The sequence below is a fragment of the Nocardia sp. NPDC023852 genome (assembly GCF_040639505.1).
GTDB lineage: Bacteria > Actinomycetota > Actinomycetes > Mycobacteriales > Mycobacteriaceae > Nocardia.
The window spans coordinates 110,332-135,762 of sequence record NZ_JBFAAB010000002.1 but is presented as its reverse complement, the minus strand read 5'-3'; the positions used below and the strand labels follow the sequence as shown (position 1 = coordinate 135,762).

The following is a 25,431-nucleotide window of genomic DNA, read 5'->3' as shown; positions in this document are numbered from 1 at the left end:
GGCCCTCGCGACGGTCAGGGGTTGCCGCGCTCGTGGCGTTCCAGCGCGACCGCGCGGCGCATCGTCTCCCTGGCTCTGGTGCGGTCGCCCGCGTAGTCGTAGGCGCGCGCAAGCCGGTAGGAGACACGCCAGTTGTCCGGGTCGGCTTCCCATTCCGCCTTGATCTTCGCGAACAGTGCGTCGGCGGCCTCGCGCTCGATGCGGCCGGACGGGCGGTGCGGCAGCTGTGAGGTGTCGAGTTCGAGCCCCTCCTGGTGGATGCGCCGCGCGAGATGCTGATGCGCGAGGCCCGCGCGCACGGTCGCCGCGACGATCCACACACCCAGCAATGGCAGGATCAGCACGCCGATGCCGATGATGATCGCCGCCGCGTCGCCGGAACCGATCAGGCTGAACGCGATGCGGCCGAGCAGCAGAAAATAGAAGCCCAGCACCAGCACCAGCGCGACGATCAGCGCGACGACCTTGACGATTTCCTTGTTCTGCCCGTTCGGGACCGGTTCCGCGCTGCTCACAGGTCCAGTAACGGGTCGAGCCCAACGGTGAGGCCCGGGCGGTTCGCGATCTCGCGCACGGCGAGGAGCACACCGGGGGCGAAGGACGAGCGGTCGATCGAGTCGTGCCGGATGGTGAGGGTCTCCCCCTGGGTGCCGAACAAAACCTCTTGGTGCGCGACCAGACCGGCCAGGCGCACCGAGTGCACCCGCACCCCGTCCACGTCGGCGCCGCGCGCGCCCTCCAGTTCGGACGTCGTCGCGTCGGGGCTGCGGCCTACACCCGCCTTGTCCCGGGCGGCGGCGATCAGACCCGCGGTGCGGTAGGCGGTGCCTGATGGCGCGTCCGCCTTGTTCGGATGGTGCAGCTCGATGACCTCGACCGACTCGAAGAACCGGGCAGCCTGTTCGGCGAAACGCATGGACAGCACCGCGCCGATGGCGAAGTTCGGGGCGATCAGCACTCCGGTCGTCCGGCGGTCGTCCAGCCAGCCGCGCACTTCCGCCAGGCGGGCCACATCGAACCCGGTGGTCCCGACCACCGCGTGAATCCCGTGCTCCACCAGGAACTTCAGATTGCCCATCACCACATCGGGGTGGGTGAAGTCGACGACGACCTGGGTGTCGGCCGCGGTGAACCGGTCGAGAGAATCGTCCTTGTCGACGGACGCGACCAGCTCCAGATCGGCCGCCGCGTCCACCGCCGCGCAGATCGCCTGACCGACTTTGCCGCGCGCTCCGAGCACTCCGACCCGAATGGCCACCGCACCTCCTAATTCCGCTTCGGTTCGGGTCAGCCTATCGACCGCGCTGGGGTACCGGTCGGCTGACCTGCGCTCGGCGCGCCCGCCATGTTCTCCGCCATCCGCTGCAGCACCCGCACGGTCTCCGTGTACTGCTCGTCGGTGATGCCTTCGACCATCCGTCGACGCCGCTCCCTGATCCGGACCCACGCCTGATCATGCGTGCCGCGGCCTGTCTCGGTCAGCGCCAGCATGCCCGCGTCGTCGGCCACCCATCCCCGGTCCGTCACGTCGGCCAGTTCGCTACTCCATTCGGAGTCGTGCGTCCAGAACGCGGCGAGTGCGTCCCTGAGGTCGTCGGCGCGCTGCGGCCCGTCCGCCAGGGAGTGCAGCATCTGCCAGTGCCTGCGGCTCAGTTCACCCGCGGCGAGGTCCTCGTCGAAGCGCTTGCTGATCAGCCGATCGAGTTCCACGAGCCAGTACCCGATCGCGCGCTGAATAGCCATCTCACTCCCGATAAATGTATTTGGACAATTACATGTAATTTTACATATGCTTCTGGCGCGTGGCAGAGTGATCGAATGGATCAGCACGATGCGATCACCGTGGCCGTGGAAGCGGCCATGGTCCGGATTCGGCGCAGGCAGAACCGCGGTGCGCTCGGGGGCGGCCGGGCAATACCGGTCGCCGTGTTCCGCGTCCTCGATGCTGTCGCCGACGGCGACGCCGTCACGGTCGGAGCGCTGGCCCCTGCGCTCGGTGTCGACCAGCCGCGCGCGAGCCGCCTGGTGGCCCAGGCGGTTTCTTCCGGCCTGCTGGAACGGGTCGCCGATCAGCGCGACGGACGGCGCGCCGTCCTCCGCCTCACCCCTGGTGGACGCGACGCCGTGACGGACGCCAGAACGGGACGCCGTTCCGCCATGGCCGCCGCGATGGCGGACTGGACACCCGGTGAGCGCGCAGAGTTCGCACGCTTGCTCGAACGGTTCGTCGACGCGATGGACCGACCCATCGGGGCCGAATCCCGCCCCAGGGCCGCTGACCGCCTCAATCGAAGATGATCACCTGCCGCAGCGCGTGGCCCGCGGCGAGTTCGTCCATGGCGCGGTTGAGTTCGTCGAGGCCGATGTGGGCCGAGACGAGCCGCTCGACCGGGAGGCGGCCCGAGCGCCACATACGGACGTACTCGGGAATGTCGCGGGAGGGAACGGCGGAGCCGAGGTAGCTGCCGACGATCGAGCGACCCTGGGCGACCAGGGCCAGCGGCGAGATCGCGGCGCGCGCGTCCGGAGCCGGGAGGCCGACGGTGACGGTGGTACCGCCGGGCGCGGTCGCCGCCACCGCGGTTTCGAAGGCCCGGATATTGCCCGCGGCCTCGACCACCACCTCCGCCTGCACACCGAATTCGGCGATCTCGGCCGGGGTATGCACCGCGTGAGCACCCAATTCCCGTGCGAGAGCAAGCTTTTCGAAAACTGTGTCGACTGCGATGACCTCGTGCCCTTCCGCCGCGAGCGAGAGCGCGACGAGTACTGCCGCCATCCCGACGCCGCCCAGACCGACCACCATGATCCGGTCCCCCAGGCCCGGCTTCGCGGAATTCAGCAGGGCACCACCACCGGTCAGCACGGCACAACCGAGCACGGCGGCGACCTCCGGCGGCACATCGTCATCGACCGGTACCACCGATCTGCGGTCGACGACCGCGTGGGTAGCGAAGGCGGACACGCCGAGATGGTGGTGCACCTCGGCGCCATCGCGGATCAGCCGCCGCCCGCCGCCGAGCAGTTCGCCCGCGTTGTTGGCGACGCTGCCCGGCACGCACGGCGTCCGCCCCTCCGTCGCGCAGCCCGCGCAGTTCCCACAGCGTGGCAGGAAGGTCATCACGACGCGCTGTCCGACCTCGATATCGCTGTCACCAGGTCCTATCCCCTCGACCCGCCCTGCAGCCTCGTGTCCGAGCAGCATTGGCACCGGCCGCACCCGGTTGCCGTCCACTACGGACAGGTCGGAGTGGCACAGCCCCGCCGCTTCGATCCGAACCAGCAGCTCACCCGGCCCTGGTTCGCCCAGTTCCAGCTCGCATACGGTGATCGGCGCCGACTCGGCGAACGGCACCGGCGCCGCGATCCGCTCCAGGACTGCCCCACGAATCTTCATAGTGCATTTCTACAGCTGTGTTTTTGGCCGCGCGGGCGCGGCGTGTTCGCGGCCCCCTCATGGCTGCGAACGGAGAATGCTTGGTCTCGCTCCGCTCGGAAGCGGGAGTGGGGCCGATGTGGCCGCATGCGGCGGGCAACCGCCAGATCTGGGGTCGCCGCTGCGTGTTGGCATGCTGATGGACAGGTGACCGGCGCAGGCAACCTCGACGCCGTCCGGGCCGACCGGATGGGCACTGGCGCTCTCCATGATGACGGTGCTATTTTCTTCGATCGTGACGGTGCTCCCGTTGGCCGCCTTGTACCGAGCCCGGGGTCGGGACCGTCACGATCAGAGGAGAAATTCCACTGTCTGTACAGTTCAATCACACCATTGTCGGTTGCCACGACAATCGGGTGTCCGCCGAATTCTGGGCGGACACCCTGGGATTGGAAATCGGAGCACCCTGGGGGCCGTTCATTCCGGTTCCCCTGGATAACGGCGTCACACTCGACTTCGCGAACGTGCCGCCACACGTCACCGAAATCCAACCCCAGCATTACGCATTCCTGATCTCCGAGACCGAGTTCGACACGGCCTACGCCAAGATCCAGCGCTACGGGCTGGAGCATTGGGCCGATCCCCGCCAACAAGGGGTCGACGAGATCAACCACAACGACGGCGGTCGCGGCGTCTACTTCCTCGACCCCAGCGGTCATTTCCTGGAATTGATCACCGTTCCGTACGGCGGCTGGCCGACGTAACGACGAGGGGCGGCGTCCGCTGGCGCCGCCCCCTCGTTCGGCATCCGCTTCCGGCGGGTTGGGAGCACGCGGCCGCGTGAATGACAGCCGCGATGCATGGGTTCGGCCGCTGCGCCTGATTGCCGGCGACCGGACTCCCCCATCCGCTGCCCCTAGCCGTTCGGCAACAATCGTATGGTTTCGGGCATGGGTAAGGAGAACGCACTCGATCCGCTGAACGACGTCGAGTCCGTACACGCGCTATTGGCCACCTGGCTGGGTTCGGAAGCGTCACCAGCGGTTTTGGAACAATTCGCCGCGACGCAGCACACAGAGTTCTCCATGGTCACCACCTCGGGCGCCGTGCTTGCCAAGGCGGATTTGCTCGCGGCCCTGCGAACCGCCCGAAACAGCAGTCCCGACCTGAGGATCGAGATCGCCGAGTTCGAAGTATTGCTCGCCACAGCCGATTTCACGGTGGTCCGGTTCCTGGAACGCCACCACCACGCGGGCCGTCGATCGGATCGGCGGACGACCGCGGTCTTGGTCATCGATGCCGCGGAGCGGCGATTCCGATGGCGGACCCTGCACGAAACCGACGTCTCCACCGGCTAACTGTGCTACCCAGTATGACCCGGCCGGTATCAGGGAAGTACCGACCAACCCCGAGTCCTATTGCGGTGTCGCTGGACTCGGGGCGCCTAAAAAGTCGGTCCTCGAGTGTCGGCGCATGGCATCTACCTCCGTTCGGGTGCGCAGCCCCTCGGCTGCGTGCTGGGTCGTTGTCGCGTTCGGGATCAGGTATAGAGCTTTGCCAGAAACGCGCTCATGTTGTCGCGCACCCGCTCGACCTTCTCCTCGAGCGTGAGATCTTCGCGATACCGGCTGCCGAGCGCGGGCCTCTTCTTGTTCCGCGCGTACAGCGAACAGGCAAGATCAGTGCACATGTAGGTGCCGACCGAGTTGCCTTTTCGCCCGGATTCGCCCGCCTTGTGCGCGGTCATCAGCGAGACGCCGCCGGTGTGCGTGGTCAGGCAGATCGTGCACATCTGCGCCCGACCGGAGCCACCGGTCGGGTAGCGCAGCGCGACACCGACGAACCGATCGCCCTGTGGGACGACCAGATAGCCCCGCCCGGGCAAGGACGGGTCGCCCCAGCCGAGGAAGTCCAGATCGTCCCACGGGCGATCGTCCAGGTCGCGGGGCACGGGTAATCGCTTGGCCTCGCCTTTCGAACAGTTGACGAACGACGACCTGATGTCGCGTTCGGTGACGGCGTGCATGACGAATCTCCTTCGGTAGATCGATGGGCAAACCGAAGCGACGTTACGGGCCCGCCGTGGAGCCGAACAACGGATTTTGGCGCGCGAAGTGCCGCCAACGACCGTCATAGCGTGCCGTCCCGGCATCGGACCGCGCGGAGTGGGAGCTCGGCGGTCCGCGGGATCGGTCTCCCTGGGCTCGGCGCCTCGGAGGAGGTCGACCCGAGGTGTCGAGCGATCAGCTGGCCGGGTCCAGTCGAAGGGCATTCCACCAGAGTCGATTCAGGGTGTCGACCAGTTGCTCGAAAGTAATCTTCTCCCGCTGTACGAACACCGTGTACGCCATCCGGCTGACCATGTTCGACAGTGCGAGCGCGGTTACCCATGGATCGAGCTCCGGATCGACCTCGCCACGTTCCTGCAGCTCGCGGATCATCGCGGTATTGCGCTCACCGAACGCCATCGCGCGCTCGTACCGCATCGCCTGAAACTTGTCGTCGATCTGCGACACCTGTTCCAGCAGAGCCATGAGGCGTGCGTTGCGGCGATAGGACAGCAGGTATTCGCGATTGGCCGCGGCGATCAACTGCCGTGGGTCTTCGATTCCCGTCCGCTGCCGCAAATGCGGGTGCAGCATCTCCTCGCGCACCTGTTCGACGACGGCGGCGAAGATCTCGTCCTTGCTGTCGAAATAGGTGTAGAAGGACCCCGATGCCACCCCGGCGGCTTTGGAGATGTCACTGATCCTGGCGTCCAGGTACCCCTCCCGCTCGAACACCTCCCGAGCCGCTGCCACCAAGGCGCTACGGGTCCGCATCCCGCGTTTGCTGCGCGGAGCCCCGCGGCCGGGGTCCCCCTCGGCAACGTCCTGGGCGCTCAACGTCTCACTCCATGTCGTCGGATCAGATGCTCATTTCGGGGATCGTAACAGCGCTGGCGAGCTACCCCACGGGACAGCGCCGGACGGAGAACGCACTCTACTGCTCGGCCAGGAGCCGTACAGCCAGGGGATTCGACTCGCATTGCCCGACGGCTCGGAGGCATCGCCGCGGCTGTCGAGTAAGGGAGAGCCGGAAGTCCGAAATGCATCTCCAGTGCACCGAGATTTCGCACCGGCCCACATCTCGCCTCCCTGCTACACCTACTTTAGTTGAATATGACGTCAAATTCGAATACGCTCGACCTGGCCTACGCAGCGGAAGCGATGGCCCATGACCAGCGAGGTGGCAGTGCCCGGTGCACCCGGAATCAAGCATTCCCGATGCGGCTCGAGAACGCCGGCGTCAGAGTTGGGCCGGCTCGACCAGCCATCCCATTAACTACACAACGCCGCGCCGTCGCTCACAGCGAGCGGCTCGCCCGCGCCACGACCCATCGGAGGTCCCATGGATCCGTTCACCTCGTCCGAACGCTCACGGCAGTATCAGCGGGAGCTGCTCGCCTTCATGGCCGAGCGCGTGTACCCAGCCGAATCGGTCTACGAGGAGCAGATGGCCGCGTCCGGCAATCCACATCACCATCCGCGGATTCTCGAGGATCTCAAGGTCGAGGCACGCCGCCGCGGTCTGTGGAACCTCTTCCACCCGCACCCGGAATGGGGGCCGGGACTGAGCAATCTGGAATACGCTCCGCTGGCGGAGATCATGGGCCGCAGCCCCAACCTTGCCCCAGAGGCATGTAACTGCAACGCTCCCGACACCGGCAATATGGAGGTGTTCACTCTCTTCGGCTCGCAGGAGCACAAAGAGCGCTGGCTCGAGCCGCTACTGGCCGGCACCATACGCTCGGCTTTCGCGATGACCGAACCGGCAGTGGCCAGCTCGGACGCCACCAACATCGAACTGCGCATGGAACGCGACGGCGACCACTATGTACTCAACGGCCGAAAGTGGTTCGCGTCCAACGCGATGCACCAGAACTGCAAGGTGCTCATCGTCATGGGCAAGACCGATCCGAACGGCCCGAAGCATCGCCAGCAGTCGATGATGGTCGTGCCCATCGACGCTCCGGGTGTCACCGTCGTCCGCAACCTTCCTGTGTTCGGGTATGCGGATCGCGAGGGCCACGCGGAGATCGTCTTCGCCGACGTGCGCGTACCCGCGACCGATGTGCTGAAGGGCGAGGGCGAAGGCTTCGCCATCAGCCAGGCCCGGCTCGGCCCCGGCCGCATCCACCACTGCATGCGCGCTATCGGCATGGCCGAACGCGCCTTGGAATTGATGTGTGCGCGTGCCGAATCACGCAACACGTTCGGACAGAGGTTGAGTGAGCGCGCCAATATCCAGGACTGGATCGCAGAGGCCCGCATCGCGATCGAGCAGACCCGGCTGCTGACGCTGAAGGCCGCATGGATGATGGACACTGTCGGCAACAAGGCGGCGCGAGTCGAGATCGCCGCGATCAAGGTGGCGGCGCCCACCATGGCCCTGCAGATCATCGACCGCGCCATCCAGGTGCACGGCGGCGGCGGCGTCACCAACGATTTTCCCTTGGCCAGCATGTACGCGCACCTGCGCACGCTACGTCTCGCCGACGGGCCGGACGAGGTGCACAAACGTTCCATCGCTCGGGCCGAGCTGGGAAAGGTCCGAGCGAAGGTGGATACACCGGCCGCCTTCGGCTCATAACACGGCACCTTCAGCGGGAGTAGGAAATGCAACACGACAGCGGGACGGCACTCATTCGTCCCACCGAGGATTCGTCGGCCTTCGACATCGACGATGCGGAAATCGCCGCGTGGTTGTCGACGCTGGACATACCCTGCACCACGCCGGTTCAGGCCGTCCGGATCGGTATCGGACAGTCCAACCTGACCTTTCTGCTCACCGATGCCGACGGCCGACGCTGGATCCTGCGCCGTCCACCCTTGGGGCGCCTGCTGGCGTCCGCGCACGATGTAGCTCGCGAGGCGCGGATCGTGTCCGCACTGGAACCCACCGACGTCCCCGTCCCCCGGATCCACGATGTGCGGCACGAGGGTGAAACAGCATTGGTGTTGATGGAGTACGTCGACGGCGTGGTGGTCGATCGGATGGACAGCGCCGTCCAGCTGACCACCGAGCAGCGTCGCAAAACCGCCATCGCCCTGGTGCGCACGCTGGCCCGCATCCACGCCGTCGACCTGGCGGCCACGGGCCTGATCGACCTGGCCAGCCACAAGCCGTACGCCGGGCGTCAGCTGAAGCGCTGGTCCGATCAGTGGGAAAGGTCCAAGACCCGCCAGCTGCCGCCGCTGGGCCGGCTCACCGAACGCCTGCTGGCCGCCGTTCCCGAACAACGAGAACTCACCCTTGTGCACGGCGATTTCAACCTGCGCAACGTCATCGTCGCGCCCACTGGTGAAATCGCGGCGGTGCTCGACTGGGAACTATGCACACTCGGCGATCCGCTTGCCGACATCGGAAGTCTCCTGGCCTACTGGCCGACCGTCGGCGAACCGACCATCGCAGGCCTGGAGATCTGTACCCTGCCCGGCTTCCCCGTCCGCGAGGAGCTGATCGAGGAGTATCTCGCTGTCACCGGGCGCGATCGGCGAGCGTTGGGGTTCTGGCATGCGCTGGGACTGTGGAAGCTGGCGATCATCGCCGAGGGCGTATTCCGTCGCACCCTCGACGATCCCCGCAATCGCGCTGCCGCAGGCACCCCTACCCGCGAACTCGTCGAAGGCCTCATCGATACCGCCGACCGCGTCGCGACCGAGGCCGGTCTCTGACGCGATCAGGGCACCAGCATCGACAGTGCCTCCGCGACACAGGCCGGTTTCTCGCCACCGTCACGTTCGATGGTTACCCGAGCTGTCACCTGAGCCCCTGCGCTGGTCTGTTTCAGCTCCACCAACTCGACACCGGCCCGCACCCGGCTGCCCACCGGTACGGGAGACGGGAATCGAACCTTGTTGCAGCCGTAATTGATCCCCATCTTCAGACCGTCGACTCGATAAACCTGCGACACCAGTAGTGGCAGCAGCGACAGTGTGAGATATCCATGCGCGATGGTGGTGCCGAACGGGCCCCGAGCGGCCCGCTCCGGGTCCACGTGGATCCACTGACGGTCACCGGTGGCCTCGGCGAACAGATCGACCTGCCGCTGAGTCACCGTGTACCAGTCGCTGTAGCCGAGATGGGTATCGATGGCCTGCTCGAGTTCAGCAATTCCGTGGAACACTCTCATGTTTCGGCCCTTCCTCAGTTCGTCGGCCCACCGGCGACATAAAGCACCTGCCCGGAGACGAACCCGGTGTCCTCGCTGACGAAGAATGACACGGCGTTCGCGATGTCCTCCGGTTTGCCGGAGCGGCCCACCGGAATCTGCGCCACCAGGGCATCGCGGAACTCCTCGAACGGCACACCAATCCGCTCGGCGGTCGCGGCGGTCATATCGGTTTCGATGAATCCGGGCGCGATCGCGTTCACAGTCACCCCGAACTTGCCCAACTCGATCGCGAGCGTTTTGGTGAACCCCTGCAGGCCCGCCTTGGCCGCGGCGTAGTTGGCCTGGCCGCGGTTGCCGAGCGCCGAAGTGCTGGACAGGTTGACGATCCGCCCCCACTTGGCCTCTGTCATGTACCGCTGCGCGGCACGGCTCATCAGAAATGAACCCCGCAGATGCACGTTCATGACGGAGTCCCAGTCGGCGACTGTCATCTTGAACAGCAGGTTGTCCCGGAGGATGCCGGCGTTGTTCACCAGTACAGTCGGCGCGCCCAGTTCGGTGGCGATCCGCTCCACAGCGGTCGTCACGGCCTGTTCGTCGGAGACGTCGGCGCCGACCGCGATCGCCTTTCCGCCGGCCGATCCGATCTCGTCCACAATGGATTCGCATGTCGATTCGTCCAGATCTACGACGCCGACGGCGAATCCGTCCATCGCCAAACGCCGGGCGGACGCGGCACCGATGCCGCGGGCGGCGCCGGTGACGATGGCGGTGCGGGTTGTTGCTGTGCTCATAACTCTTCTCTCCTGTTGCGGTCGAGTCCCTCGGACGGTTCAGGTTCAGGCACGTCATTCCTTCCACACCCCCGACCGGCGTTCGCGCCTGACAAGGACTGAAAACCTGATTTCGACGTCGAGTTCATATCACATCGGACCGGCACTGCGGCAGGGTAGACGGCCATTGCAGAAGCAGTGATCAGCGCGAAACGTTCATGGCGCACTCCACCTTCGGGTTCGACGGCCCGCCGCCAGCTCGAAGCGGGAGCGGAGCGTGACTGCGCTCAGCTGCTGCCGACACCCGCCGAGGCCAAGAGGACGAGCAGGACTGTGATGACGGCGAGAAGTCCATGGCCGACGACGACGGCCACTGGGAAATGTTGTTCGGGCCGTTCGCTGCCGACAATGTCGTTCGTGGTGCGATTTTGATAGGTCGGCAACCACCGGGCCAGCATGAGAAAGCCCAGCAGGGCGACGGGAACAAGCAACGCGAATGCGATCCAGGCGAGCGTGCGGTTGTCGGTGGGGAGATAGACGATCCAGATGATCAGCCCGATCGCGGCCAACGCGAAGTGGCCGAAGATCAGTGCGGGTGGGAAATGACTGGCGTCTTTTCTCCGCAGGCCACCCTTGGCGATCCAGGTGCCCAACAGGAAAGCACCACCCGACGCGGTCAGCACCCAGGTGACGAGAGCGGCGATATCCATGATCAATGCTCCTCCGATGTTTTTCGGTAGCCCTCGGCCTGCGTCTGTTCGTCGGCAACGCGGACGCCGTAGTGGTAGGCAAGCTTTCCACCGAGATATCCGGATATCACCAGCACTGCGAGGCAGGTTACGGACAACGCGATCGGCCCGATGGGAACTGCACCCATCGGACCACTGCCGGCGCGGCGCCACAGGAAGTTCACGACATAGGCGAGGGTGACAGCAAGATTCAGGGTCATGTGCACCAGGGCGGTGCGATACGTTGCGGTCCCGGTCGGGATAGCGAGCAGATCCAAGAACCCGGCGGTCGCGGCGGCCAAGGCGCCCACGACGCCGAGGCCGATCAGCCATAGCGAGCCCTTCGCGAGGAAATCCGGGTCATCGACGAAGCGGCTGGCGATATCGAACACCAAGCCGGACACCCACGCACCAATCGGCACGGTAACCATGATCGGATGGAATGGGTGCCCGTAGGGACCCGCCAGCACCGCGCTGACCGGACGTTTCGCGTGCTGCAAGTCGGCCTGCATTCGGTCTCCCTTCAGACTCGACTACGGGCAGGAGTTCCGCTGCACTCCCGGCGGGATACGGTGAAAGCCGTACTACACCTGCGGCCCAGCCTCGGGTCGAGATTCGAAAGGCCCACCGAACCGCTTGCCCCGATCAGCCTCGGAATCAGCGCAGCCGCGCCGCAGGCGTTCCGCGGTGGATGATCACATCATCATCGGCATGCCGGGAAACATTCGATTCAACCAGTCACGTGCCATCGACATCATCTGATCCAACATCATCATCGTGCTCATCTCCTCTCGCTCGAGACTCAACAGAACGGATACCCACGAAGCCGCATTCAAACGGCGGGGCGGCTGACCCGCCCGGCCCCTGCCGACCAGAGCCTCGACGTCACCGCCGATACCGCTCTTGCAGTCACAATGAGCGTTCGATCAGTGTCAGCTCGATGGCTACACCAGAAGTCCGTTCGGTTTCGATGTAGCAGTCGGTGGATACCCGGCGAGCATGGCGACCTCTCCGGCTCCGGCCTGTCGCAAGCGGAATGGCGTCCAACCATGAGCACCCGAGTAGCCATTGTGACCGGCGGATCGCGGGGCATCGGACGGCGCAGCGCCGAGCGGCTGGCCGCCGACGGCATGGCGGTCGTCATCGCCTACGCGGCCGACACCGCCGAGGCCGACGCCGCGGTCGTGGACATCACCACAGCAGGCGGCCAAGCCGTCGCGGCCCGTGCCGACGTCGCCGACGAAGCCGCCGTCACCGCCCTGTTCGACACTGCCGAGCGACAGTTCGGCGGCGTCGACGTCGTAGTCAACGCGGCAGGAACGATGACCCTCGCACCGGTTGCGGACCTGGCCTTGGACGCCATGGATCGGATGCACCGTACCAATATTCGTGGCACGTTCGTCGTCGACCAGCAGGCGAACAAACCATCGCCCGCATGGCCGCACAACCGCCGCTCGAACGCCTCGGTACACCCGACGACATCGCCGAGGTCGTCGCATTCCTGGCCGGCCCGAGCCGATGGATCAACGGACAGGTCATCCGCGCCAATGGTGCCATCGTCTGATCCCCTCCCAGATTCTCCACCAGATGCTCGACGCCACGAGCATGACCTCACGCCACACAACCGCACCAACAGAAAGCAGACCACACCATGAACCTGGCCCTATCGACCACACTCCACACCAGCTTCGACGACGCCGTCGAACGAACCCGTGCAGCCCTGTCCGACCAGGGATTCGGCGTGCTCACCGACATCGACATGAAATCGACGTTGAAGACCAAACTCGGCGCGGACATGGAGGACTATCGCATCCTCGGCGCCTGCGACCCATCATTGGCCCACCGCGCGGTCGGCGTGAACCGTCAGATCGGGCTGCTGCTGCCCTGCAATGTGATCGTCCGGCGCGACACCGCGACCGACGACACCATCATCATCGAAGCGATGAATCCCGAATTGATGGTCCAGGTCACCAACGAGCCCGCACTCGAGCCCGTCGCCAGCGAGGCCACCACCAAACTCCGCACAGCAATCGAATCCCTCCGCGACCGCTGACTCACTTGATCGGCAGAACCGTCGGGCAGATGGCAGAGACTAGGGCGCCGCCAAGTCCGCCGACATGCTGTATGCCCATTCAGCGGCGCTGACCAGGTCTTTTCGTGGAGCGGATGACGGGATTCGAACCCGCGACCCTCACCTTGGCAAGGTGATGCGCTGCCAGCTGCGCTACATCCGCATTCGCATCGCGGTTTTGCCCGGGATGCGACACAAACATTAGCGGACACCCGGGGGCGAATGCCAATCGCCGCTCATGCCGTCTACCGGGCCGCCGCTCGGTTGCGGCGCACGCCGAGCCCGGCCGCGAACAGGCAGGCCAGCGCTACGATCCCGACGAACCACGGGAAGACAGTGCTCAGGCCCCAGGTCGTGGCCGCCCAGCCGGCCAGGATGGTGGGCAACGCCATGGCCGAGTAGGCCAGGAGGTAGTACGCCGACATCGTTTCGCCCCGCTTGTGTTGTGGCACAACTTCCGACAGGTGGCGTAGCGAACCGCCGAAACCGAGTCCGAAGGTCGCTCCGAGCGCGACACCCGCGCCGAGGACCACGATCCAGTTGTGTGTGGCCAGCGCCGGCACCGTCAGCAGCAGCGCCAGCGCCATGCCGGTGTCGCCGATGATCGCGGCCCAGCGTGCGGGCACCCCGGTCGCGAACAGCTGAGCGGTGGCGGCGGAAAGCGCGGTCGAGGCGACCACGGCTCCGCCGAAGACCAGGTTGTGGATGCCGGTCTGTTGGGTAGCCAGCGAGGGGTACAACGACAGCAGCACACCGAGTACCGACCAGGCGGCCATTACCCCGACCGCGGAGAACCAGAAGTCGCCGCGAATCTCCTGCGGCACCGCCGGTTTCGCGATCCGGATACGATCGGCCACCCGCGCCGAGTGCGGTTCGCGCAGTGCGAGCACGCCGACGCCGATCGCCAGACAGACGACGGTGATCACGATGTAGGGCGTGCGCAGCGGATGTGGAGCGTACTGCGCGAGCAGCGCCGAGCCCAGAATCGCCACGGCCATGCCCACGTTGAACGCGACGCCGCTGAGCTGCCCGGACCGCGCGCCACGATGCGGGCGCAGATCCAGCAGCGCGGCGGCGCCCGCGACCACCGTCGAGCCGACCGCGACGCCGTGCAGCGCACGCGCGAGCAGCAGCAGCAAGACGCTGTCGGCGAGCATGAATACCACCAGCCCCGCCACCATGGTGGCGAAAGCGCCGAGCAGCACCGGCTTTCGACCGACCACGTCGGAAAGGCGTCCGGAGACCAGCACCGCGCCCAGCGCGGCGACCGCGTACACGGCGAACACGATGGTGGTCGTGAGCGGCGAGAGGTGCCACTGCTTCTCGTAGATGCCATACAGCGGCGCGGGCACGCCCGATACGCCGAGTGCCACACCGGTCGCGGCCAGCACCAAGGCGTAAGCCCAACGTTGCGCGGTCTGCTCGTCGGCGGCGGCCACCGCCATTGTCGCTGCCATCGAAACTCCGATCGGGTAAGTTTGATAACGGTCGAACCGCAATCGACCATACATCCAGTACGATGGTCATCAAACCTGGGAGTGAGCTGGATCATGGCGAACACTGAAGAGGCAGCACCCGGCGCGCCGCCGGTGGCCTCGCTACCCACGGTGCTCGGCGCGCTCCAGGATCCGGTGCGCCTGGAGATGGTGCGGCGGCTCAGCAACGCGGGAACGGCCGTCCGCTGCGGAGCGCTCTATGAGGTGATCAACAAATCGACCGCCACCCACCACTTCAAGATCCTGCGTGAGGCCGGTGTCATCGAGCGCCTGGTCATCGACGGCCAGACCTGTCAGCGCCTACGCACCGAGGACCTCGAATCCGCCCTGCCCGGGCTGATTCGCACGATCATCGATGCCGCCAATCGGGCCCAGCGCGAGTGATACGGTCGCCTTCGCCGCGGAACGGCGCTCAGCAGCTGTCGAACCGCCACTGCCCGTCGATGAACGTCCAGGTCCGCGGCTTCGGATCGTCCTCAGCGGAGCGGGCGTCGAAGTTCTTGATCGTGACTGTCCCCGTCGATCCCGACGTGGTGACGCTGACCTCCGACGGCTTGTTGTTCAGGTCCCTGCCGTCGTAGAGCTGCGCCATGGACGCCGCATAGTCGTCCTCGTTCAGCGTGAGCTTGCAGCGCGCGGAGCGGAACTGATAGGCGGCCGCGTAATCGTGGCTCGCCAGCGCGGCCGCCATCTTGGAGGCTTCGTCGCGCAACGCGGCGGACGTCGGCCCGCCGGTGGTGCCCCCGTTCGCACCGCCGCACGCGGACAGCATGAGGATCGGCATCGACCCCGCGCACAGCGAGCGAAGGGCACGATTCGTTCGGTTCATCTCGACTCCTAGCCACAGATTGCCGGAACGGTACCTGGACAACCGAGTTCAGCACTACACCGACGCGGATACCGACCCCCGGTCGGCCGAAACCGTATCGTAGTGACGAATTCTCCACCAAGCCGGACACGGAGATCCGGGATCAAGCGACCTGATTACACCGCGGCAGTACCCGGATCAGCTGGGCACCAGCCGCCGAACGGTCGCGGGCAGATCGCGAGTGCGCTTGTACGGCCCCGCGACCGACGCGGCGAAGGGCCGGGCCAGCAGCGTGCGCGCGATGGCGGACACTTCTTCGGTCGTGACGGCGTCGATGCGCGAAAGGGTTTCGGAGACGCTGCGATGGTTGCCGTAGCTGAGTTCGCTGCGCCCGAGCCGATTCATCCGTGAGGCGGAGTCCTCCAGGCCGAGCACGAGACCGCCGCGCAGCGAGCCCTTGGCCCGCGCGCACTCGGCGTCGCTGATACCGTTGGCCGCCACCTCCTCCAGCACATCACGCGCCAGCGTCGCCACCTGGCCGAGGTTCTCCGGCTGGCAGCCGATGTAGACCGAGAACGCACCGGTATCGGCGAACGTGTCGACGCTCGAATACACCGAGTAGGCGAGCCCGCGTTCTTCCCGGATGCGTTGGAACAGACGGGAACTCAGCCCCCCACCGACTACCGCGTTGAGCACCGACAACGGCCAGCGCCGGTCCCCCTCGTGCCGTCCGAAGGCGCGCACACCGAAGGCCAGGTGCGCCTGCTCGCTGTCGCGGTGGCTCCAGTGCAGCTGCGGCGCGCCGTGCGGGCGGAACCGCCCCTCCCGCCGTGGCGCCGGCGTCGCCGACAGGTCGAGCCGATTCTCGAAAGCACGGTGCACCAACTCCACCGTGTGGTCGTGCTCGACATTGCCCGCGACCGCGACCACCATCCGGTCCGGCCGGTAGCGCCGCAGGTGGAACGACCGCAGCTGCGCGGCCCGCATGGATTCGATGGATTCGATGGAGCCGATCACCGGCCGCCCGATCGGGTGATCGCCGAACAGCGCGGTGAGGAACGCGTCGCCGACCAAGTCCTCGGGGTCGTCGTCGCGCATGGCGATCTCCTCGAGCACCACCTGACGCTCGACGTCGACGTCCGCGGACCGGCACAGGCCATTCAGCACCACGTCGGACACCATGTCGACAGCCAAGGGCAAGTCCTCGTCGAGCACGTGCGCGTAGTAGCACGTCTGCTCCTTGGCGGTGAACGCGTTGAGTTCACCACCGACCGCGTCCATCGCCTCGGCGATGTCCAGCGCCGACCGCGTGGGCGTCGCCTTGAACAGCAGGTGCTCCAGGAAATGCGCGGCGCCCGCGACCGTCGGGCCTTCGTCGCGCGAACCGACCCCTACCCAGACGCCGATCGAGGCCGAGCGCACCCCAGGCAGGTACTCGGTGACCACGCGCAATCCGCCGGGCAGCACGGTGCGCCGCACGCCGGTGTCGCTCTCCACCCGCAGCTCCAGTGACGAACCCCCCCGCCCGGTGTCGAGCAGAGGGGTTGCCGTCTTCTTTTTCGTCACAGAGACAAGTACTACTCGGTCCCGGCCGCGCCCGCATCGGCCGCGTCGTCGGCTGGCTCTTCAGCGTTCTCGTCGACCGGCACCAGGGAGATCTTGCCCCGGTTGTCGATGTCGGCGATCTCCACGCGCAGCTTGTCCCCGACGTTCACCACGTCCTCGACCTTGGCGACACGTTTGCCGTTGCCCAGCTTGGAGATGTGCACCAGGCCGTCGCGGCCCGGCAGCAGCGAGACGAACGCACCGAAGGCGGTGGTCTTGACGACCGTGCCGAGGAAGCGCTCGCCGACCTTCGGCAGCTGCGGGTTGGCGATGGCGTTGATCGCGTCGATCGCGGCCTGCGCCGACGGGCCGTCGGTCGCGCCGACGAAGACGGTGCCATCATCCTCGATGGAGATATTGGCGCCGGTCTCCTCGGTGATCTGGTTGATCACCTTGCCCTTGGGGCCGATCACCTCGCCGATCTTGTCGACCGGAATCTTGATCGCGGTGACGCGCGGCGCGTACGGGCTCATCTCGTCCGGGGTGGTGATTGCCTCGGCCATCACGTCCAGGATGGTGGTGCGCGCGTCGTGCGCCTGGCTCAGCGCTCCCGCCAGCACCTGCGAGGGGATGCCGTCCAGCTTGGTGTCCAGCTGCAGCGCGGTGACGAACTCGCGGGTGCCCGCGACCTTGAAGTCCATGTCACCGAAGGCATCCTCGGCGCCGAGGATGTCGGTCAGCGCGACGTAGCGGACCTCGTCCTCACCCTTGTCGTTGGTGATGGTATCCGACACCAGGCCCATCGCGATGCCGGCGACCGGCGCCTTCAGCGGCACACCGGCGTTCAGCAGCGACAGTGTGGAGGCACACACCGAGCCCATCGAGGTGGAGCCGTTGGAACTCAGCGCCTCCGAGACCTGCCGGATGGCGTACGGGAACTCCTCCTGGCTGGGCAGCACCGGGATCAGCGCACGCTCGGCCAGCGCGCCGTGGCCGATCTCGCGGCGTTTGGGCGACCCGACTCGGCCGGTCTCACCGGTGGAGAACGGCGGGAAGTTGTAGTGGTGCATGTAGCGCTTGCTGGTCTCCGGGCCGAGCGAGTCGACCTGCTGGGCCATCTTCACCATGTCCAGGGTGGTGACACCCATGATCTGCGTCTCGCCCCGCTCGAACAGCGCCGAGCCGTGGGCGCGCGGTACGACCGCGACCTCGGCGGACAGCGCACGGATGTCGGCGAGCCCACGGCCGTCGATGCGGAAGCCGTCGGACAGGATGCGCTGACGCACCAGCTTTTTCGTGACGGAGCGGAACGCGGCGCCCAGCTCCTTCTCACGACCGGTGAAGTCGTCGCCGAGCCGGTCGAGCACGGCGAGCTTGATCTCGTCGATCTTCTCCTCGCGTTCCTGCTTGCCCGCGATGCCCAGCGCCTCGCTCAGCTCCCGCTTGGCGGTGCCTTCGACGGCCTCGTATACGTCCTGGCCGTACGGCGGGAACAGCGGGAACTCTTCGGTCGGCTTCGACGCCAGCTCGGCGAGGTCCTGCTGCGCGCGACACAGGCGGGCGATGAACGGCTTGGCGGCTTCGAGGCCCTCGGCGACGACGGCCTCGGTCGGCGCCTGCGCGCCACCCTCGACCAGCTCGATCACCTTGTCGGTGGCCTCGGCCTCGACCATCATGATGGCGACGTCACCGGAGTCGACCACGCGGCCCGCGACCACCATGTCGAACACGGCGCCCTCGAGCTGCTCGACGGTCGGGAACGCCACCCATTCGCCCTCGATCAATGCGACACGCACACCGCCGACCGGGCCGGAGAACGGCAGACCGGCGATCTGGGTCGACGCGGACGCGGCGTTGATCGCCACCACGTCGTAGAGGTCGTTCGGGTCCAGGCTCAGCACGGTGACCACGACCTGGATCTCGTTGCGCAGGCCGTCGACGAACGACGGGCGCAGCGGCCGGTCGATCAGGCGGCAGGTCAGGATCGCGTCGGTGGAGGGACGGCCTTCGCGGCGGAAGAAGGAACCGGGGATGCGGCCCGCGGCGTACATCCGCTCCTCCACATCGACCGTCAGCGGGAAGAAGTCGAACTGGTCTTTGGGATGCTTGCCCGCGGTGGTGGCCGACAGCAGCATGGTCTCGTCGTCCAGGTAGGCGACGACCGAACCGGCGGCCTGCCGGGCCAGACGTCCGGTCTCGAACCGGACGGTGCGGGTGCCGAAGCTGCCGTTGTCGATCAGTGCGACGGATTCGAATACGCCGGGCTCGACCTCGATGGCCGATGTCTTGCGTTCAGTTGTTTCGGTCATTCTCTTCTCTCAACCTCTCGTCTTCGCCGGCTCGAGCGCGTTGTGGGCGCGATCCGGCTGTCGTCAGCTGTACCGGGTACGGGCGCGCGGCAACCCTCCTGGCTGCGACGCGCGCACCCGGCCGAATCCCCTTGGATACGGCGACGCGGAGGCGGTCATCGATCGAAGCCCGACGGCGCGAACTCGCTGCCGAAAGGCCACTACCGAAGACCGACGCCACGCGGCGGGTGCATACGGCTGTGCATGTTGTAGTGCGACGGGGCAAATCCACCCCTGATACACGAGTAGCCAACGAGGCGATTGTACGTCTCCCCGTCGGCCGAGCTATCGACCGCATCGGACACACCACGTATCGAGCAGTCGGTTACCACCAGTCACTGTATTTGCGCCGTAGACGCAAGCGGCGGTCACCTCAGCGGCCGGTCACCACACAGCGGCGAACTCTCGGCGCCACGCGTTACCCACAAACTCACTCGCCCGCACCGGACCCTCGAGTTCGCGAGGGAAGCGAGACCGAGTATTCCCCGCTCGCATCCGAGCGGCCGACGCGTCCGCGACGAAGTCGCGAGCGTCGGCCGCTCGGACGCGGACCCTGAGAAGCCGCGAACACGCCGCGGCGCAGCTGCGGCCGAACGAATACAGCCGAAAATTACCGCCGCAGACCGAGACGCTCGATCAGCGAACGGTAGCGATGGATGTCGTTGTCCTGCAGGTACTTCGACAGCCGCTTGCGACGACCGATCAGCGCCATCAGACCGTGGCGGGTGTGGTGGTCGTGCTTGTGCTTCTTCAGGTGCTCGGTAATGTCGGCGATCCGCTTGGACAGCAGCGCGATCTGCGCCTCCGGCGAACCGGTGTCCTTCTCGTGCAGGCCGTACTCGGCGAGAATCGCCGACTTCTGCTCGGTGGTCAGCGCCATGCGGCATCCACTCCTATTTCTCAGTTCCGCGCTCGGATATCCGGTGACCCGGTGCGGGCGCCGCCGCGGACCGCAGCAAACCCGAGGATTCACCTTACCGGACCGGGCTCTTCCCGCCGAAATCGCGGGCGGTGCCGGCCAGCGGGCGCACCGCGAAGTTCACATCACGCGCGCCAGGCAGCTCGACGATGATCTGCTCGATTTCATGAAGTTCCTGACGCTCAGCGGTCGTCGACGGCGGCCAGGATCTTGCGTGCGGTCTCCACGTCGCGGCCCATCGTTTCGATGAGCTCGTCGATCGAGTCGAACTTGCGCTGGCCGCGGACGTGCTCGACGAAATCGACCGCGACGTGCTGGCCGTAGAGGTCGGCCTCGCCGTCGAGCACGTACGCCTCGACCGTGCGGGCACGGCCGGAAAAGGTCGGGTTGGTACCCACCGAGATGGCGGCCATGGCCCGCTCGCCGGGGGTGACGGTGCCGATGGTGGGGCCGGGGCCGAGCACGGTGAACCAGCCCGCGTACACACCGTCGGCCGGGATCGCCGCGTGCATCGGAGGAGCGACGTTCGCGGTCGGGAAACCGAGCTGACGGCCGCGGCCGTCGCCGTGCACCACGACGCCCTCGACCCGATGCGGACGGCCGAGCGCCTCGGCCGCTGCCGCCATATCGCCCGCGTCGACGCAGGCACGGATGTAAGTGGAGGAGAAGGTCACCGCATGTTCGCCGAGCAGCGTGACACCGTCGACCTCGAACCCGAAGCGCTGACCGAGTTCTCGCATGGTCGCGACCGTGCCCGACGCCTTCTTGCCGAAGGTGAAGTTGTCACCGACCACGACCTCGACCACGTGTAGCCGCTCGACCAGCAGATCGTGCACGTAGCGGGCGGGGGGGAGCTTCATGAAATCCTGGGTGAAGGGCATCACACAGAACACATCGACGCCCAGTTCCTCGGCCAGCTCGGCCCTGCGGGTCAGGGTGGTCAGCTGCGCGGGGTGCGAGCCAGGGCGGACCACTTCCATCGGGTGCGGGTCGAAGGTCATCAGCACCGCGGGGACGCCACGCGCGGCGGCGGATTTGACGGCCCGGCTGATCAGCTGCGCGTGACCGCGGTGCACACCATCGAACACACCGATCGTGAGGACGCAGCGGCCCCAGTCCGCGGGCACTTCGTCGAGACTTCGCCATCTCTGCACAGTGCGCAGCCTACGCAAATCAGGATGCGAACAGTATTCGGGCATGCTGATGTCGCGCGACGATTCCGGTGTCGTGGGTCCGTGGTCGATCCAGGTTCAGCCGCGCGAGCGACGGCCGCACGAAGGGTGCATCCGCCGACCTGCCGGATGCGACGGGGCTGTGGAGAGAAATGGGCCGGCACACCCGAGCCGGCCCTTCACGCGATTACGGGCGGACCTCGTGGTGGCGGCGAAGCCGCGTTCGCCGAACTCGCTCGGCTCCGGGAGAAAGCGGACACCGCATGTCGGCCGGAAGGGTTGTGGACTGCTATGCCACAACGTCGCAGTTCACGACACCGCCGGCCCCGCAGATACTCCGCCGAGACAACCGATGTGGGAATTCTCGATGCCCAACTGGGAAACGAGGAGGGCCGATTCGCGAATAGCCAACGCATGCGGAAATTTCCGCGACCAGAACTTTCACCTCGCACCAGCGATGGGAATGGTCTAGCGTCCGACTCTGTCGGCGCCAGTAGTATCCGGGAGTATCCCCATGAAAAGTGCAGTCAAGCGAGTCCGTGTGATCGGACCATCCGATTCGGCGGAGACAATCGGACGGCAACGGCAACGCCTGATCCCTTGTGTCACAAAAGAAACGTGTGGTGCGTCCGGCATCTCGGCGGGCATGGTCAACATGGCTCCCGGCGCGATGTCGAAAGCGCATTACCATGCACACACCGAGATCATCGTCGTCTGCCTGCGCGGTACGGCGGTCACGCTGATCGGGCCCGAATTGACTCCCCACTTTCATGGCCCAGGCGAGTTCATCTACATCCCTGAGGGTGTCGTTCACGTTGCCGTGAATCTCGACGAGGCCGAGGACCTGGTCGCGGTGGAGATGCGAACCGATCCCCTGTTCAACGACGACGTCGTGTTGGCGCCGGAACATGATGTCGACGTGCCCGATGTCGTAGCCCGGCTGCGGCGACGTCATTCGATCGGTTCATAGGATGGTTCTCGGCAAACGCAGCCGTGGTGCTGCCGCGGTGACCAGCGGGCCGATCGACGACATCTTTGCGGCGCTCGCACGGCGCCCCGAGGTGGTCTCGTTCGCCGTCGGCGCGCCGGACCCGGCGCTGTTGCCTGGCGAACTCGTCGCGGCACTGTCCCAGGACATTATCGGCAGGTATGGAAGCGCGGTCCTCCAGTACGGTATGACCCGGGGATTCGCACCACTACTCGATCAGGCTCGAGATCTTCTGAGTCGACGCCATATTCGGTGCTCACTCGACAGAATGCATATCTCTACCGGCGGGTCCGGGGCATTGCACAACGTGTGTTTGGCGCTGCTCGACCCCCACGACGTGGTTCTGGTGGAAACCCCGACCTATGGGCCGGCCGTCAAGTTATTCCGTAGCCACGGTGCGACCGTTGTCGAGGTGGCATCCGACGATGTCGGAATCGTGCCGGAAGCGCTGGACGAGGCCCTGGCCCGATATGACGTCGCCTTCGTGTACCTGCTGCCGACCTTCCAAAACCCTACTGGGCGAACGATGTCGACCGAGCGGCGAATACAGGTAGCCGATGTCGTTGTCCGTCGAGGCGCGCTGGTGGTCGAGGACGACGTATATACCGACCTGCGCTACCGCGGAGTGTCACCACCTGCGCTCTATTCCTTCGCGCCGGACAACTCGGTCTACATCACGTCGCTGTCGAAAACCCTTGCGCCGGCGATCCGTATCGGTATCACCGTCATGCCTCCCGAGCTGCTGAACAATGTGCTCGCCCTGAAGCAGGGCATCGATATGCAAACGTCGACGTACTGTCAGGCGATAGCCGCGGAGTTTCTGGGTAGCGCGGCGGGAACCGCGCACCTCACCCACATCGTCGGCACGTACTCGGCCAAATTGGATACTCTGGTCGACGCCCTCCAGCGACACCTTCCGAACGGCTTCCGGTGGGTCACGCCCGAGGGCGGGATGTTTCTGTGGATCGAGGGCCCACGAGAGTTCGACGCCGACGCGCTTCTGGACAGGGCCCTGCGGCACGGCGTCGCCTTCCTGCCCGGGAGCGTCTTCTTCGCCGACAGCGAAGGCGACCACCACAACACGATGAGGCTGAGCTTCGCGAACGTGCCGCAAGACGACATCGACCGCGGCATCGAGATGTTGGCCACCGTATGCAAGGACACCGCATGAGCGAACGAACGATGAGCACAGCCGAGTTATCGGTCATGCTGGAGCCGAGCGCCAGCGAGGTGGAGGCATGAGCCATCAGCATCCCGTTCTCGGAACATGGGAGGTCATCGCCGATGGCGCTCCGTTCCCTCACCATGTGATGCAGTTCCACACCGGCGGCACCATGCTGCAGTCGAACCCTGACCACGGCAATCGTGCCACCAGCGACAGCAACGGCATGGGCACGTGGCGCTCCGAGGGAGCCCTCGTTTCCGGCGCGTTCCTGGAGTTCGTTGTCGATCGAGCCGATCCCGCCGTAGTGAGTAAAGGGATCGTCGCCTTCGAACTCGAGGTGACCGGTGACCAGTTCACGGGATCGGCCACCGCGACGTTCTACAACCTCGCCGGTGAGCAGCTGCGCGCTCCGTCGACCGCGCGGCTGACCGGCCGAAGATTCGATGGGGTTGCCGAGGCCCGGCGATCGACCTAGGTAGGGGTCGAGGCCCGGTTCGGGCGTCCGAGCAGGGGCTTCGACGTTGAGGCGTGGAGTGTCGGTGCGCGCGACCACGCGCCTTGGTTGCTGACGGTTCGCGCGACGGCGGGAAGGATCAGCCGGTGACGGAGTGCTCCTCGAAACGGTCGGCCAGTTCCCGCGCCAACGCGAACGCCGACGTCGCGGCCGGCGACGGAGCGTTGCGCACATGGACGACGCCCGCGGTCCGCGACAGCACGAAGTCGTCGACGAGCGTCCCGTCTCGGGTGACTGCTTGCGCCCGTACGCCACTTCCGGTCTCTTCGTCCAACCGCATCGAGGCCACGGCGGGCACGTATTTCGCGCATGCCCGCACGAAGGCGCGGCGACTCGAGGCCATGCGGATCTCGGTGAAGCCGACCCGCCAGAACCGCTGCGCCACCTTCCACGTCCCGGGCCAGGCGAGTGTGCTCGCCACGTCACGCGCGGACACCTGTAGCGCACCGCGGCCTTCGCGCGAACCGACCAACATGGCGGTGGGCCCCAGCGAGACCCGACCGTCGATGTGCTTGGTGATGTGGACACCGAGGAACGGCAACGCCGGATCCGGGACCGGATACACCATCCCCCGCACCACCGGCTCCTGATCGGCGGCCGAGTACAGGTACGCGCCGCGGAACGGCAGGATACGCGGATCCGGTGCGGCCCCGGCCGACACCGCGAGCCGATCGGACCACAAACCCGCGCAGCAGATCGCCCGGCCCGCGCGGAATTCGCCGTCGGCGTGCTCGAGCACTGTGTGGACGCCGGACCGGCGCATCCGGGTGATCTCGCAGCCCAGCGCGAAATGCACTCCCTTGTCCCGTAACTCGCGCTCGATCGTCCGGGCGACGAGACCGTAGTCGACGATGCCGGTATCCGGTGCATGTAGTGCGCTCACACCGCGAGCCGCCGGTTCGATGTCGCGGATCTCCTCGGCACCGACGCGCCGCAGCCCCGGCACGCCGTTGGCGTGTCCTCGGGACTCCAGTTCGTCGAGTCCCGCGAGCTCCTGGTCCGCGACGGCCACGATCAGCTTGCCGCATCGCTCGTACGGAATGGCGTGCTCGTCGCAGTAGTCGTACATCAACCGCGCGCCCTCGACGCACAGGCGTGCCTTCAACGATCCGGGTGTGTAGTAGATCCCACCGTGAACCACACCGGAATTGCGCCCGGTCTGGTGCCGCGCAACAGCGCGCTCCTTGTCGATCACGATCAAACGCGCCGCCGGACGCCGCGACAGCATCTCGCGCGCGACCGCAAGCCCGACGATGCCCGCACCGACAACGGCGACATCGTAGATACCGGCGTCCTCTCCGGCGGCCGGATCATCGCTCATGGCGTCCTCTCCTGATGACATCGTTTTCATGCCGATCGTTCAGCGCTGAT

At 66.2% G+C, this 25,431-nt stretch carries 28 protein-coding genes and 1 tRNA gene; 11 read left to right on the top strand and 18 right to left on the bottom strand.

The window, feature by feature from the left end; genetic code table 11:
- Nucleotides 1-14: 14 nt before the first annotated feature.
- From AB0H00_RS04285 to AB0H00_RS04275, 3 genes are read right to left on the bottom strand one after another with little or no spacing between them, the layout of a single operon-like run.
- Nucleotides 15-515, bottom strand: coding sequence for a hypothetical protein (locus tag AB0H00_RS04285; protein ID WP_357260628.1), 501 nt, complete (start codon nucleotides 513-515; stop codon nucleotides 15-17).
- Nucleotides 512-1,258, bottom strand: a complete 747-nt coding sequence (gene dapB, locus AB0H00_RS04280) for a 4-hydroxy-tetrahydrodipicolinate reductase (protein ID WP_357260625.1) — start codon at nucleotides 1,256-1,258, stop codon at nucleotides 512-514. Before dapB ends, AB0H00_RS04285 begins: the two co-directional genes overlap by 4 nt.
- A 29-nt stretch (nucleotides 1,259-1,287) precedes the next feature.
- Nucleotides 1,288-1,743, bottom strand: a complete 456-nt coding sequence (locus tag AB0H00_RS04275; protein ID WP_357260622.1) for a hypothetical protein — start codon at nucleotides 1,741-1,743, stop codon at nucleotides 1,288-1,290.
- Between the two features lie 75 nt (nucleotides 1,744-1,818).
- Between AB0H00_RS04275 and AB0H00_RS04270 the strand changes: the two genes are divergently transcribed.
- Nucleotides 1,819-2,298 carry a MarR family winged helix-turn-helix transcriptional regulator gene (locus AB0H00_RS04270; RefSeq protein ID WP_357260619.1) on the top strand — a complete coding sequence of 160 codons (480 nt, stop codon included), beginning with the start codon at nucleotides 1,819-1,821 and terminating at the stop codon, nucleotides 2,296-2,298.
- On the opposite strand, the gene AB0H00_RS04265 is transcribed toward AB0H00_RS04270, so the two are convergent.
- Nucleotides 2,285-3,397 (bottom strand): alcohol dehydrogenase catalytic domain-containing protein, encoded by a 1,113-nt coding sequence (locus AB0H00_RS04265; RefSeq protein WP_357260616.1) that lies wholly within the window; start codon nucleotides 3,395-3,397, stop codon nucleotides 2,285-2,287. The two genes, AB0H00_RS04270 and AB0H00_RS04265, sit on opposite strands and share 14 nt — an antisense overlap.
- A 347-nt stretch (nucleotides 3,398-3,744) precedes the next feature.
- On the opposite strand from AB0H00_RS04265, the gene AB0H00_RS04260 reads away from it, so the two are divergent.
- Entirely contained in the window at nucleotides 3,745-4,140 is a 396-nt protein-coding gene (locus AB0H00_RS04260) for a VOC family protein (protein ID WP_357262324.1), read from the top strand.
- A gap of 186 nt (nucleotides 4,141-4,326) precedes the next feature.
- Nucleotides 4,327-4,734 (top strand): hypothetical protein, encoded by a 408-nt coding sequence (locus tag AB0H00_RS04255; RefSeq protein ID WP_357260613.1) that lies wholly within the window; start codon nucleotides 4,327-4,329, stop codon nucleotides 4,732-4,734.
- Nucleotides 4,735-4,916: 182 nt separating this feature from the next.
- On the opposite strand, the gene AB0H00_RS04250 is transcribed toward AB0H00_RS04255, so the two are convergent.
- Complete coding sequence (locus tag AB0H00_RS04250) at nucleotides 4,917-5,402, bottom strand: FBP domain-containing protein (RefSeq protein ID WP_357260610.1); 486 nt, start codon at nucleotides 5,400-5,402, stop codon at nucleotides 4,917-4,919.
- A 217-nt stretch (nucleotides 5,403-5,619) separates the two neighbouring features.
- Entirely contained in the window at nucleotides 5,620-6,261 is a 642-nt protein-coding gene (locus AB0H00_RS04245; RefSeq protein ID WP_357260607.1) for a TetR/AcrR family transcriptional regulator, read from the bottom strand.
- 505 nt (nucleotides 6,262-6,766) lie between these two features.
- On the opposite strand from AB0H00_RS04245, the gene AB0H00_RS04240 reads away from it, so the two are divergent.
- The gene (locus tag AB0H00_RS04240; protein ID WP_357260604.1) at nucleotides 6,767-8,008 is read left to right on the top strand and encodes an acyl-CoA dehydrogenase family protein; all 1,242 of its coding nucleotides are present in this window, start codon (nucleotides 6,767-6,769) and stop codon (nucleotides 8,006-8,008) included.
- A gap of 26 nt (nucleotides 8,009-8,034) precedes the next feature.
- On the top strand, nucleotides 8,035-9,093 hold the full coding sequence (locus tag AB0H00_RS04235) for a phosphotransferase family protein (RefSeq protein ID WP_357260601.1): 1,059 nt from the start codon (nucleotides 8,035-8,037) through the stop codon (nucleotides 9,091-9,093).
- 5 nt (nucleotides 9,094-9,098) lie between these two features.
- Here AB0H00_RS04235 and AB0H00_RS04230 read toward each other — a convergent pair whose 3' ends face one another.
- The 4 genes from AB0H00_RS04230 to AB0H00_RS04215 all read right to left on the bottom strand — a co-directional run bounded on the left by AB0H00_RS04230 (nucleotide 9,099) and on the right by AB0H00_RS04215 (nucleotide 11,546).
- The gene (locus AB0H00_RS04230) at nucleotides 9,099-9,551 is read right to left on the bottom strand and encodes a MaoC family dehydratase (RefSeq protein ID WP_357260598.1); all 453 of its coding nucleotides are present in this window, start codon (nucleotides 9,549-9,551) and stop codon (nucleotides 9,099-9,101) included.
- 14 nt (nucleotides 9,552-9,565) lie between these two features.
- Nucleotides 9,566-10,327, bottom strand: coding sequence for a 3-oxoacyl-ACP reductase FabG (gene fabG, locus AB0H00_RS04225; RefSeq protein WP_357260595.1), 762 nt, complete (start codon nucleotides 10,325-10,327; stop codon nucleotides 9,566-9,568).
- Nucleotides 10,328-10,593: 266 nt separating this feature from the next.
- The gene (locus tag AB0H00_RS04220; protein ID WP_357260592.1) at nucleotides 10,594-11,016 is read right to left on the bottom strand and encodes a hypothetical protein; all 423 of its coding nucleotides are present in this window, start codon (nucleotides 11,014-11,016) and stop codon (nucleotides 10,594-10,596) included.
- 2 nt (nucleotides 11,017-11,018) lie between these two features.
- Complete coding sequence (locus AB0H00_RS04215) at nucleotides 11,019-11,546, bottom strand: DUF2231 domain-containing protein (protein WP_357260589.1); 528 nt, start codon at nucleotides 11,544-11,546, stop codon at nucleotides 11,019-11,021.
- Between the two features lie 537 nt (nucleotides 11,547-12,083).
- Here AB0H00_RS04215 and AB0H00_RS04210 point away from each other — a divergent pair.
- Both AB0H00_RS04210 and AB0H00_RS04205 read left to right on the top strand, forming a co-directional pair.
- Nucleotides 12,084-12,689: an SDR family NAD(P)-dependent oxidoreductase gene (locus tag AB0H00_RS04210; RefSeq protein WP_357260586.1), complete on the top strand. Its 606-nt coding sequence runs from the start codon at nucleotides 12,084-12,086 to the stop codon at nucleotides 12,687-12,689.
- Entirely contained in the window at nucleotides 12,686-13,087 is a 402-nt protein-coding gene (locus AB0H00_RS04205) for a DUF302 domain-containing protein (protein ID WP_357260583.1), read from the top strand. The genes AB0H00_RS04210 and AB0H00_RS04205 overlap by 4 nt, the downstream gene beginning before the upstream one ends.
- Before the next feature lie 105 nt (nucleotides 13,088-13,192).
- On the opposite strand, the gene AB0H00_RS04200 is transcribed toward AB0H00_RS04205, so the two are convergent.
- Nucleotides 13,193-13,268, bottom strand: a tRNA-Gly gene (locus AB0H00_RS04200).
- Nucleotides 13,269-13,350: 82 nt separating this feature from the next.
- Nucleotides 13,351-14,562: an MFS transporter gene (locus tag AB0H00_RS04195; RefSeq protein WP_357260580.1), complete on the bottom strand. Its 1,212-nt coding sequence runs from the start codon at nucleotides 14,560-14,562 to the stop codon at nucleotides 13,351-13,353.
- Nucleotides 14,563-14,655: 93 nt separating this feature from the next.
- On the opposite strand from AB0H00_RS04195, the gene AB0H00_RS04190 reads away from it, so the two are divergent.
- Nucleotides 14,656-14,985, top strand: a complete 330-nt coding sequence (locus AB0H00_RS04190) for a helix-turn-helix domain-containing protein (RefSeq protein WP_357260577.1) — start codon at nucleotides 14,656-14,658, stop codon at nucleotides 14,983-14,985.
- A 28-nt stretch (nucleotides 14,986-15,013) separates the two neighbouring features.
- On the opposite strand, the gene AB0H00_RS04185 is transcribed toward AB0H00_RS04190, so the two are convergent.
- The 5 genes from AB0H00_RS04185 to AB0H00_RS04165 all read right to left on the bottom strand — a co-directional run bounded on the left by AB0H00_RS04185 (nucleotide 15,014) and on the right by AB0H00_RS04165 (nucleotide 21,375).
- Nucleotides 15,014-15,430, bottom strand: coding sequence for a hypothetical protein (locus AB0H00_RS04185; protein ID WP_357260574.1), 417 nt, complete (start codon nucleotides 15,428-15,430; stop codon nucleotides 15,014-15,016).
- Between the two features lie 177 nt (nucleotides 15,431-15,607).
- Entirely contained in the window at nucleotides 15,608-16,948 is a 1,341-nt protein-coding gene (locus AB0H00_RS04180; protein WP_357262321.1) for a pitrilysin family protein, read from the bottom strand.
- Nucleotides 16,949-16,986: 38 nt separating this feature from the next.
- The gene (locus tag AB0H00_RS04175; RefSeq protein ID WP_357260572.1) at nucleotides 16,987-19,263 is read right to left on the bottom strand and encodes a polyribonucleotide nucleotidyltransferase; all 2,277 of its coding nucleotides are present in this window, start codon (nucleotides 19,261-19,263) and stop codon (nucleotides 16,987-16,989) included.
- Nucleotides 19,264-19,912: 649 nt separating this feature from the next.
- Nucleotides 19,913-20,182 carry a 30S ribosomal protein S15 gene (gene rpsO / locus AB0H00_RS04170; RefSeq protein WP_327119649.1) on the bottom strand — a complete coding sequence of 90 codons (270 nt, stop codon included), beginning with the start codon at nucleotides 20,180-20,182 and terminating at the stop codon, nucleotides 19,913-19,915.
- A 221-nt stretch (nucleotides 20,183-20,403) separates the two neighbouring features.
- Nucleotides 20,404-21,375 (bottom strand): bifunctional riboflavin kinase/FAD synthetase, encoded by a 972-nt coding sequence (locus tag AB0H00_RS04165; RefSeq protein WP_357260569.1) that lies wholly within the window; start codon nucleotides 21,373-21,375, stop codon nucleotides 20,404-20,406.
- Nucleotides 21,376-21,907: 532 nt separating this feature from the next.
- On the opposite strand from AB0H00_RS04165, the gene AB0H00_RS04160 reads away from it, so the two are divergent.
- The 3 genes from AB0H00_RS04160 to AB0H00_RS04150 all read left to right on the top strand — a co-directional run bounded on the left by AB0H00_RS04160 (nucleotide 21,908) and on the right by AB0H00_RS04150 (nucleotide 24,021).
- Nucleotides 21,908-22,363 (top strand): cupin domain-containing protein, encoded by a 456-nt coding sequence (locus tag AB0H00_RS04160; protein ID WP_357260566.1) that lies wholly within the window; start codon nucleotides 21,908-21,910, stop codon nucleotides 22,361-22,363.
- Between the two features lies 1 nt (nucleotide 22,364).
- Nucleotides 22,365-23,552, top strand: a complete 1,188-nt coding sequence (locus AB0H00_RS04155; protein ID WP_357260563.1) for a PLP-dependent aminotransferase family protein — start codon at nucleotides 22,365-22,367, stop codon at nucleotides 23,550-23,552.
- Between the two features lie 67 nt (nucleotides 23,553-23,619).
- Complete coding sequence (locus AB0H00_RS04150; RefSeq protein WP_357260560.1) at nucleotides 23,620-24,021, top strand: hypothetical protein; 402 nt, start codon at nucleotides 23,620-23,622, stop codon at nucleotides 24,019-24,021.
- 118 nt (nucleotides 24,022-24,139) lie between these two features.
- Here the strand turns inward: AB0H00_RS04150 and lhgO are convergent, their stop codons facing one another.
- Nucleotides 24,140-25,381 (bottom strand): L-2-hydroxyglutarate oxidase, encoded by a 1,242-nt coding sequence (gene lhgO, locus AB0H00_RS04145; RefSeq protein ID WP_357260558.1) that lies wholly within the window; start codon nucleotides 25,379-25,381, stop codon nucleotides 24,140-24,142.
- Nucleotides 25,382-25,431 lie beyond the last annotated feature (50 nt).

Bases quoted from the DNA above. Each gene is read 5' to 3' on its own strand.
- AB0H00_RS04275 (WP_357260622.1), bottom strand. From the start codon at position 1,743: ATGGCTATTCAGCGCGCGATCGGGTACTGGCTCGTGGAACTCGATCGG.
- AB0H00_RS04270 (WP_357260619.1), top strand. From the start codon at position 1,819: ATGGATCAGCACGATGCGATCACCGTGGCCGTGGAAGCGGCCATGGTC.
- AB0H00_RS04265 (WP_357260616.1), bottom strand. From the start codon at position 3,397: ATGAAGATTCGTGGGGCAGTCCTGGAGCGGATCGCGGCGCCGGTGCCG.
- AB0H00_RS04255 (WP_357260613.1), top strand. From the start codon at position 4,327: ATGGGTAAGGAGAACGCACTCGATCCGCTGAACGACGTCGAGTCCGTA.
- AB0H00_RS04250 (WP_357260610.1), bottom strand. From the start codon at position 5,402: ATGCACGCCGTCACCGAACGCGACATCAGGTCGTCGTTCGTCAACTGT.
- AB0H00_RS04240 (WP_357260604.1), top strand. From the start codon at position 6,767: ATGGATCCGTTCACCTCGTCCGAACGCTCACGGCAGTATCAGCGGGAG.
- AB0H00_RS04235 (WP_357260601.1), top strand. From the start codon at position 8,035: ATGCAACACGACAGCGGGACGGCACTCATTCGTCCCACCGAGGATTCG.
- AB0H00_RS04230 (WP_357260598.1), bottom strand. From the start codon at position 9,551: ATGAGAGTGTTCCACGGAATTGCTGAACTCGAGCAGGCCATCGATACC.
- fabG (WP_357260595.1), bottom strand. From the start codon at position 10,327: ATGAGCACAGCAACAACCCGCACCGCCATCGTCACCGGCGCCGCCCGC.
- AB0H00_RS04220 (WP_357260592.1), bottom strand. From the start codon at position 11,016: ATGGATATCGCCGCTCTCGTCACCTGGGTGCTGACCGCGTCGGGTGGT.
- AB0H00_RS04215 (WP_357260589.1), bottom strand. From the start codon at position 11,546: ATGCAGGCCGACTTGCAGCACGCGAAACGTCCGGTCAGCGCGGTGCTG.
- AB0H00_RS04210 (WP_357260586.1), top strand. From the start codon at position 12,084: ATGAGCACCCGAGTAGCCATTGTGACCGGCGGATCGCGGGGCATCGGA.
- AB0H00_RS04205 (WP_357260583.1), top strand. From the start codon at position 12,686: ATGAACCTGGCCCTATCGACCACACTCCACACCAGCTTCGACGACGCC.
- AB0H00_RS04195 (WP_357260580.1), bottom strand. From the start codon at position 14,562: ATGGCAGCGACAATGGCGGTGGCCGCCGCCGACGAGCAGACCGCGCAA.
- AB0H00_RS04190 (WP_357260577.1), top strand. From the start codon at position 14,656: ATGGCGAACACTGAAGAGGCAGCACCCGGCGCGCCGCCGGTGGCCTCG.
- AB0H00_RS04185 (WP_357260574.1), bottom strand. From the start codon at position 15,430: ATGAACCGAACGAATCGTGCCCTTCGCTCGCTGTGCGCGGGGTCGATG.
- AB0H00_RS04175 (WP_357260572.1), bottom strand. From the start codon at position 19,263: ATGACCGAAACAACTGAACGCAAGACATCGGCCATCGAGGTCGAGCCC.
- rpsO (WP_327119649.1), bottom strand. From the start codon at position 20,182: ATGGCGCTGACCACCGAGCAGAAGTCGGCGATTCTCGCCGAGTACGGC.
- AB0H00_RS04160 (WP_357260566.1), top strand. From the start codon at position 21,908: ATGAAAAGTGCAGTCAAGCGAGTCCGTGTGATCGGACCATCCGATTCG.
- AB0H00_RS04155 (WP_357260563.1), top strand. From the start codon at position 22,365: ATGGTTCTCGGCAAACGCAGCCGTGGTGCTGCCGCGGTGACCAGCGGG.
- AB0H00_RS04150 (WP_357260560.1), top strand. From the start codon at position 23,620: ATGAGCCATCAGCATCCCGTTCTCGGAACATGGGAGGTCATCGCCGAT.
- lhgO (WP_357260558.1), bottom strand. From the start codon at position 25,381: ATGAGCGATGATCCGGCCGCCGGAGAGGACGCCGGTATCTACGATGTC.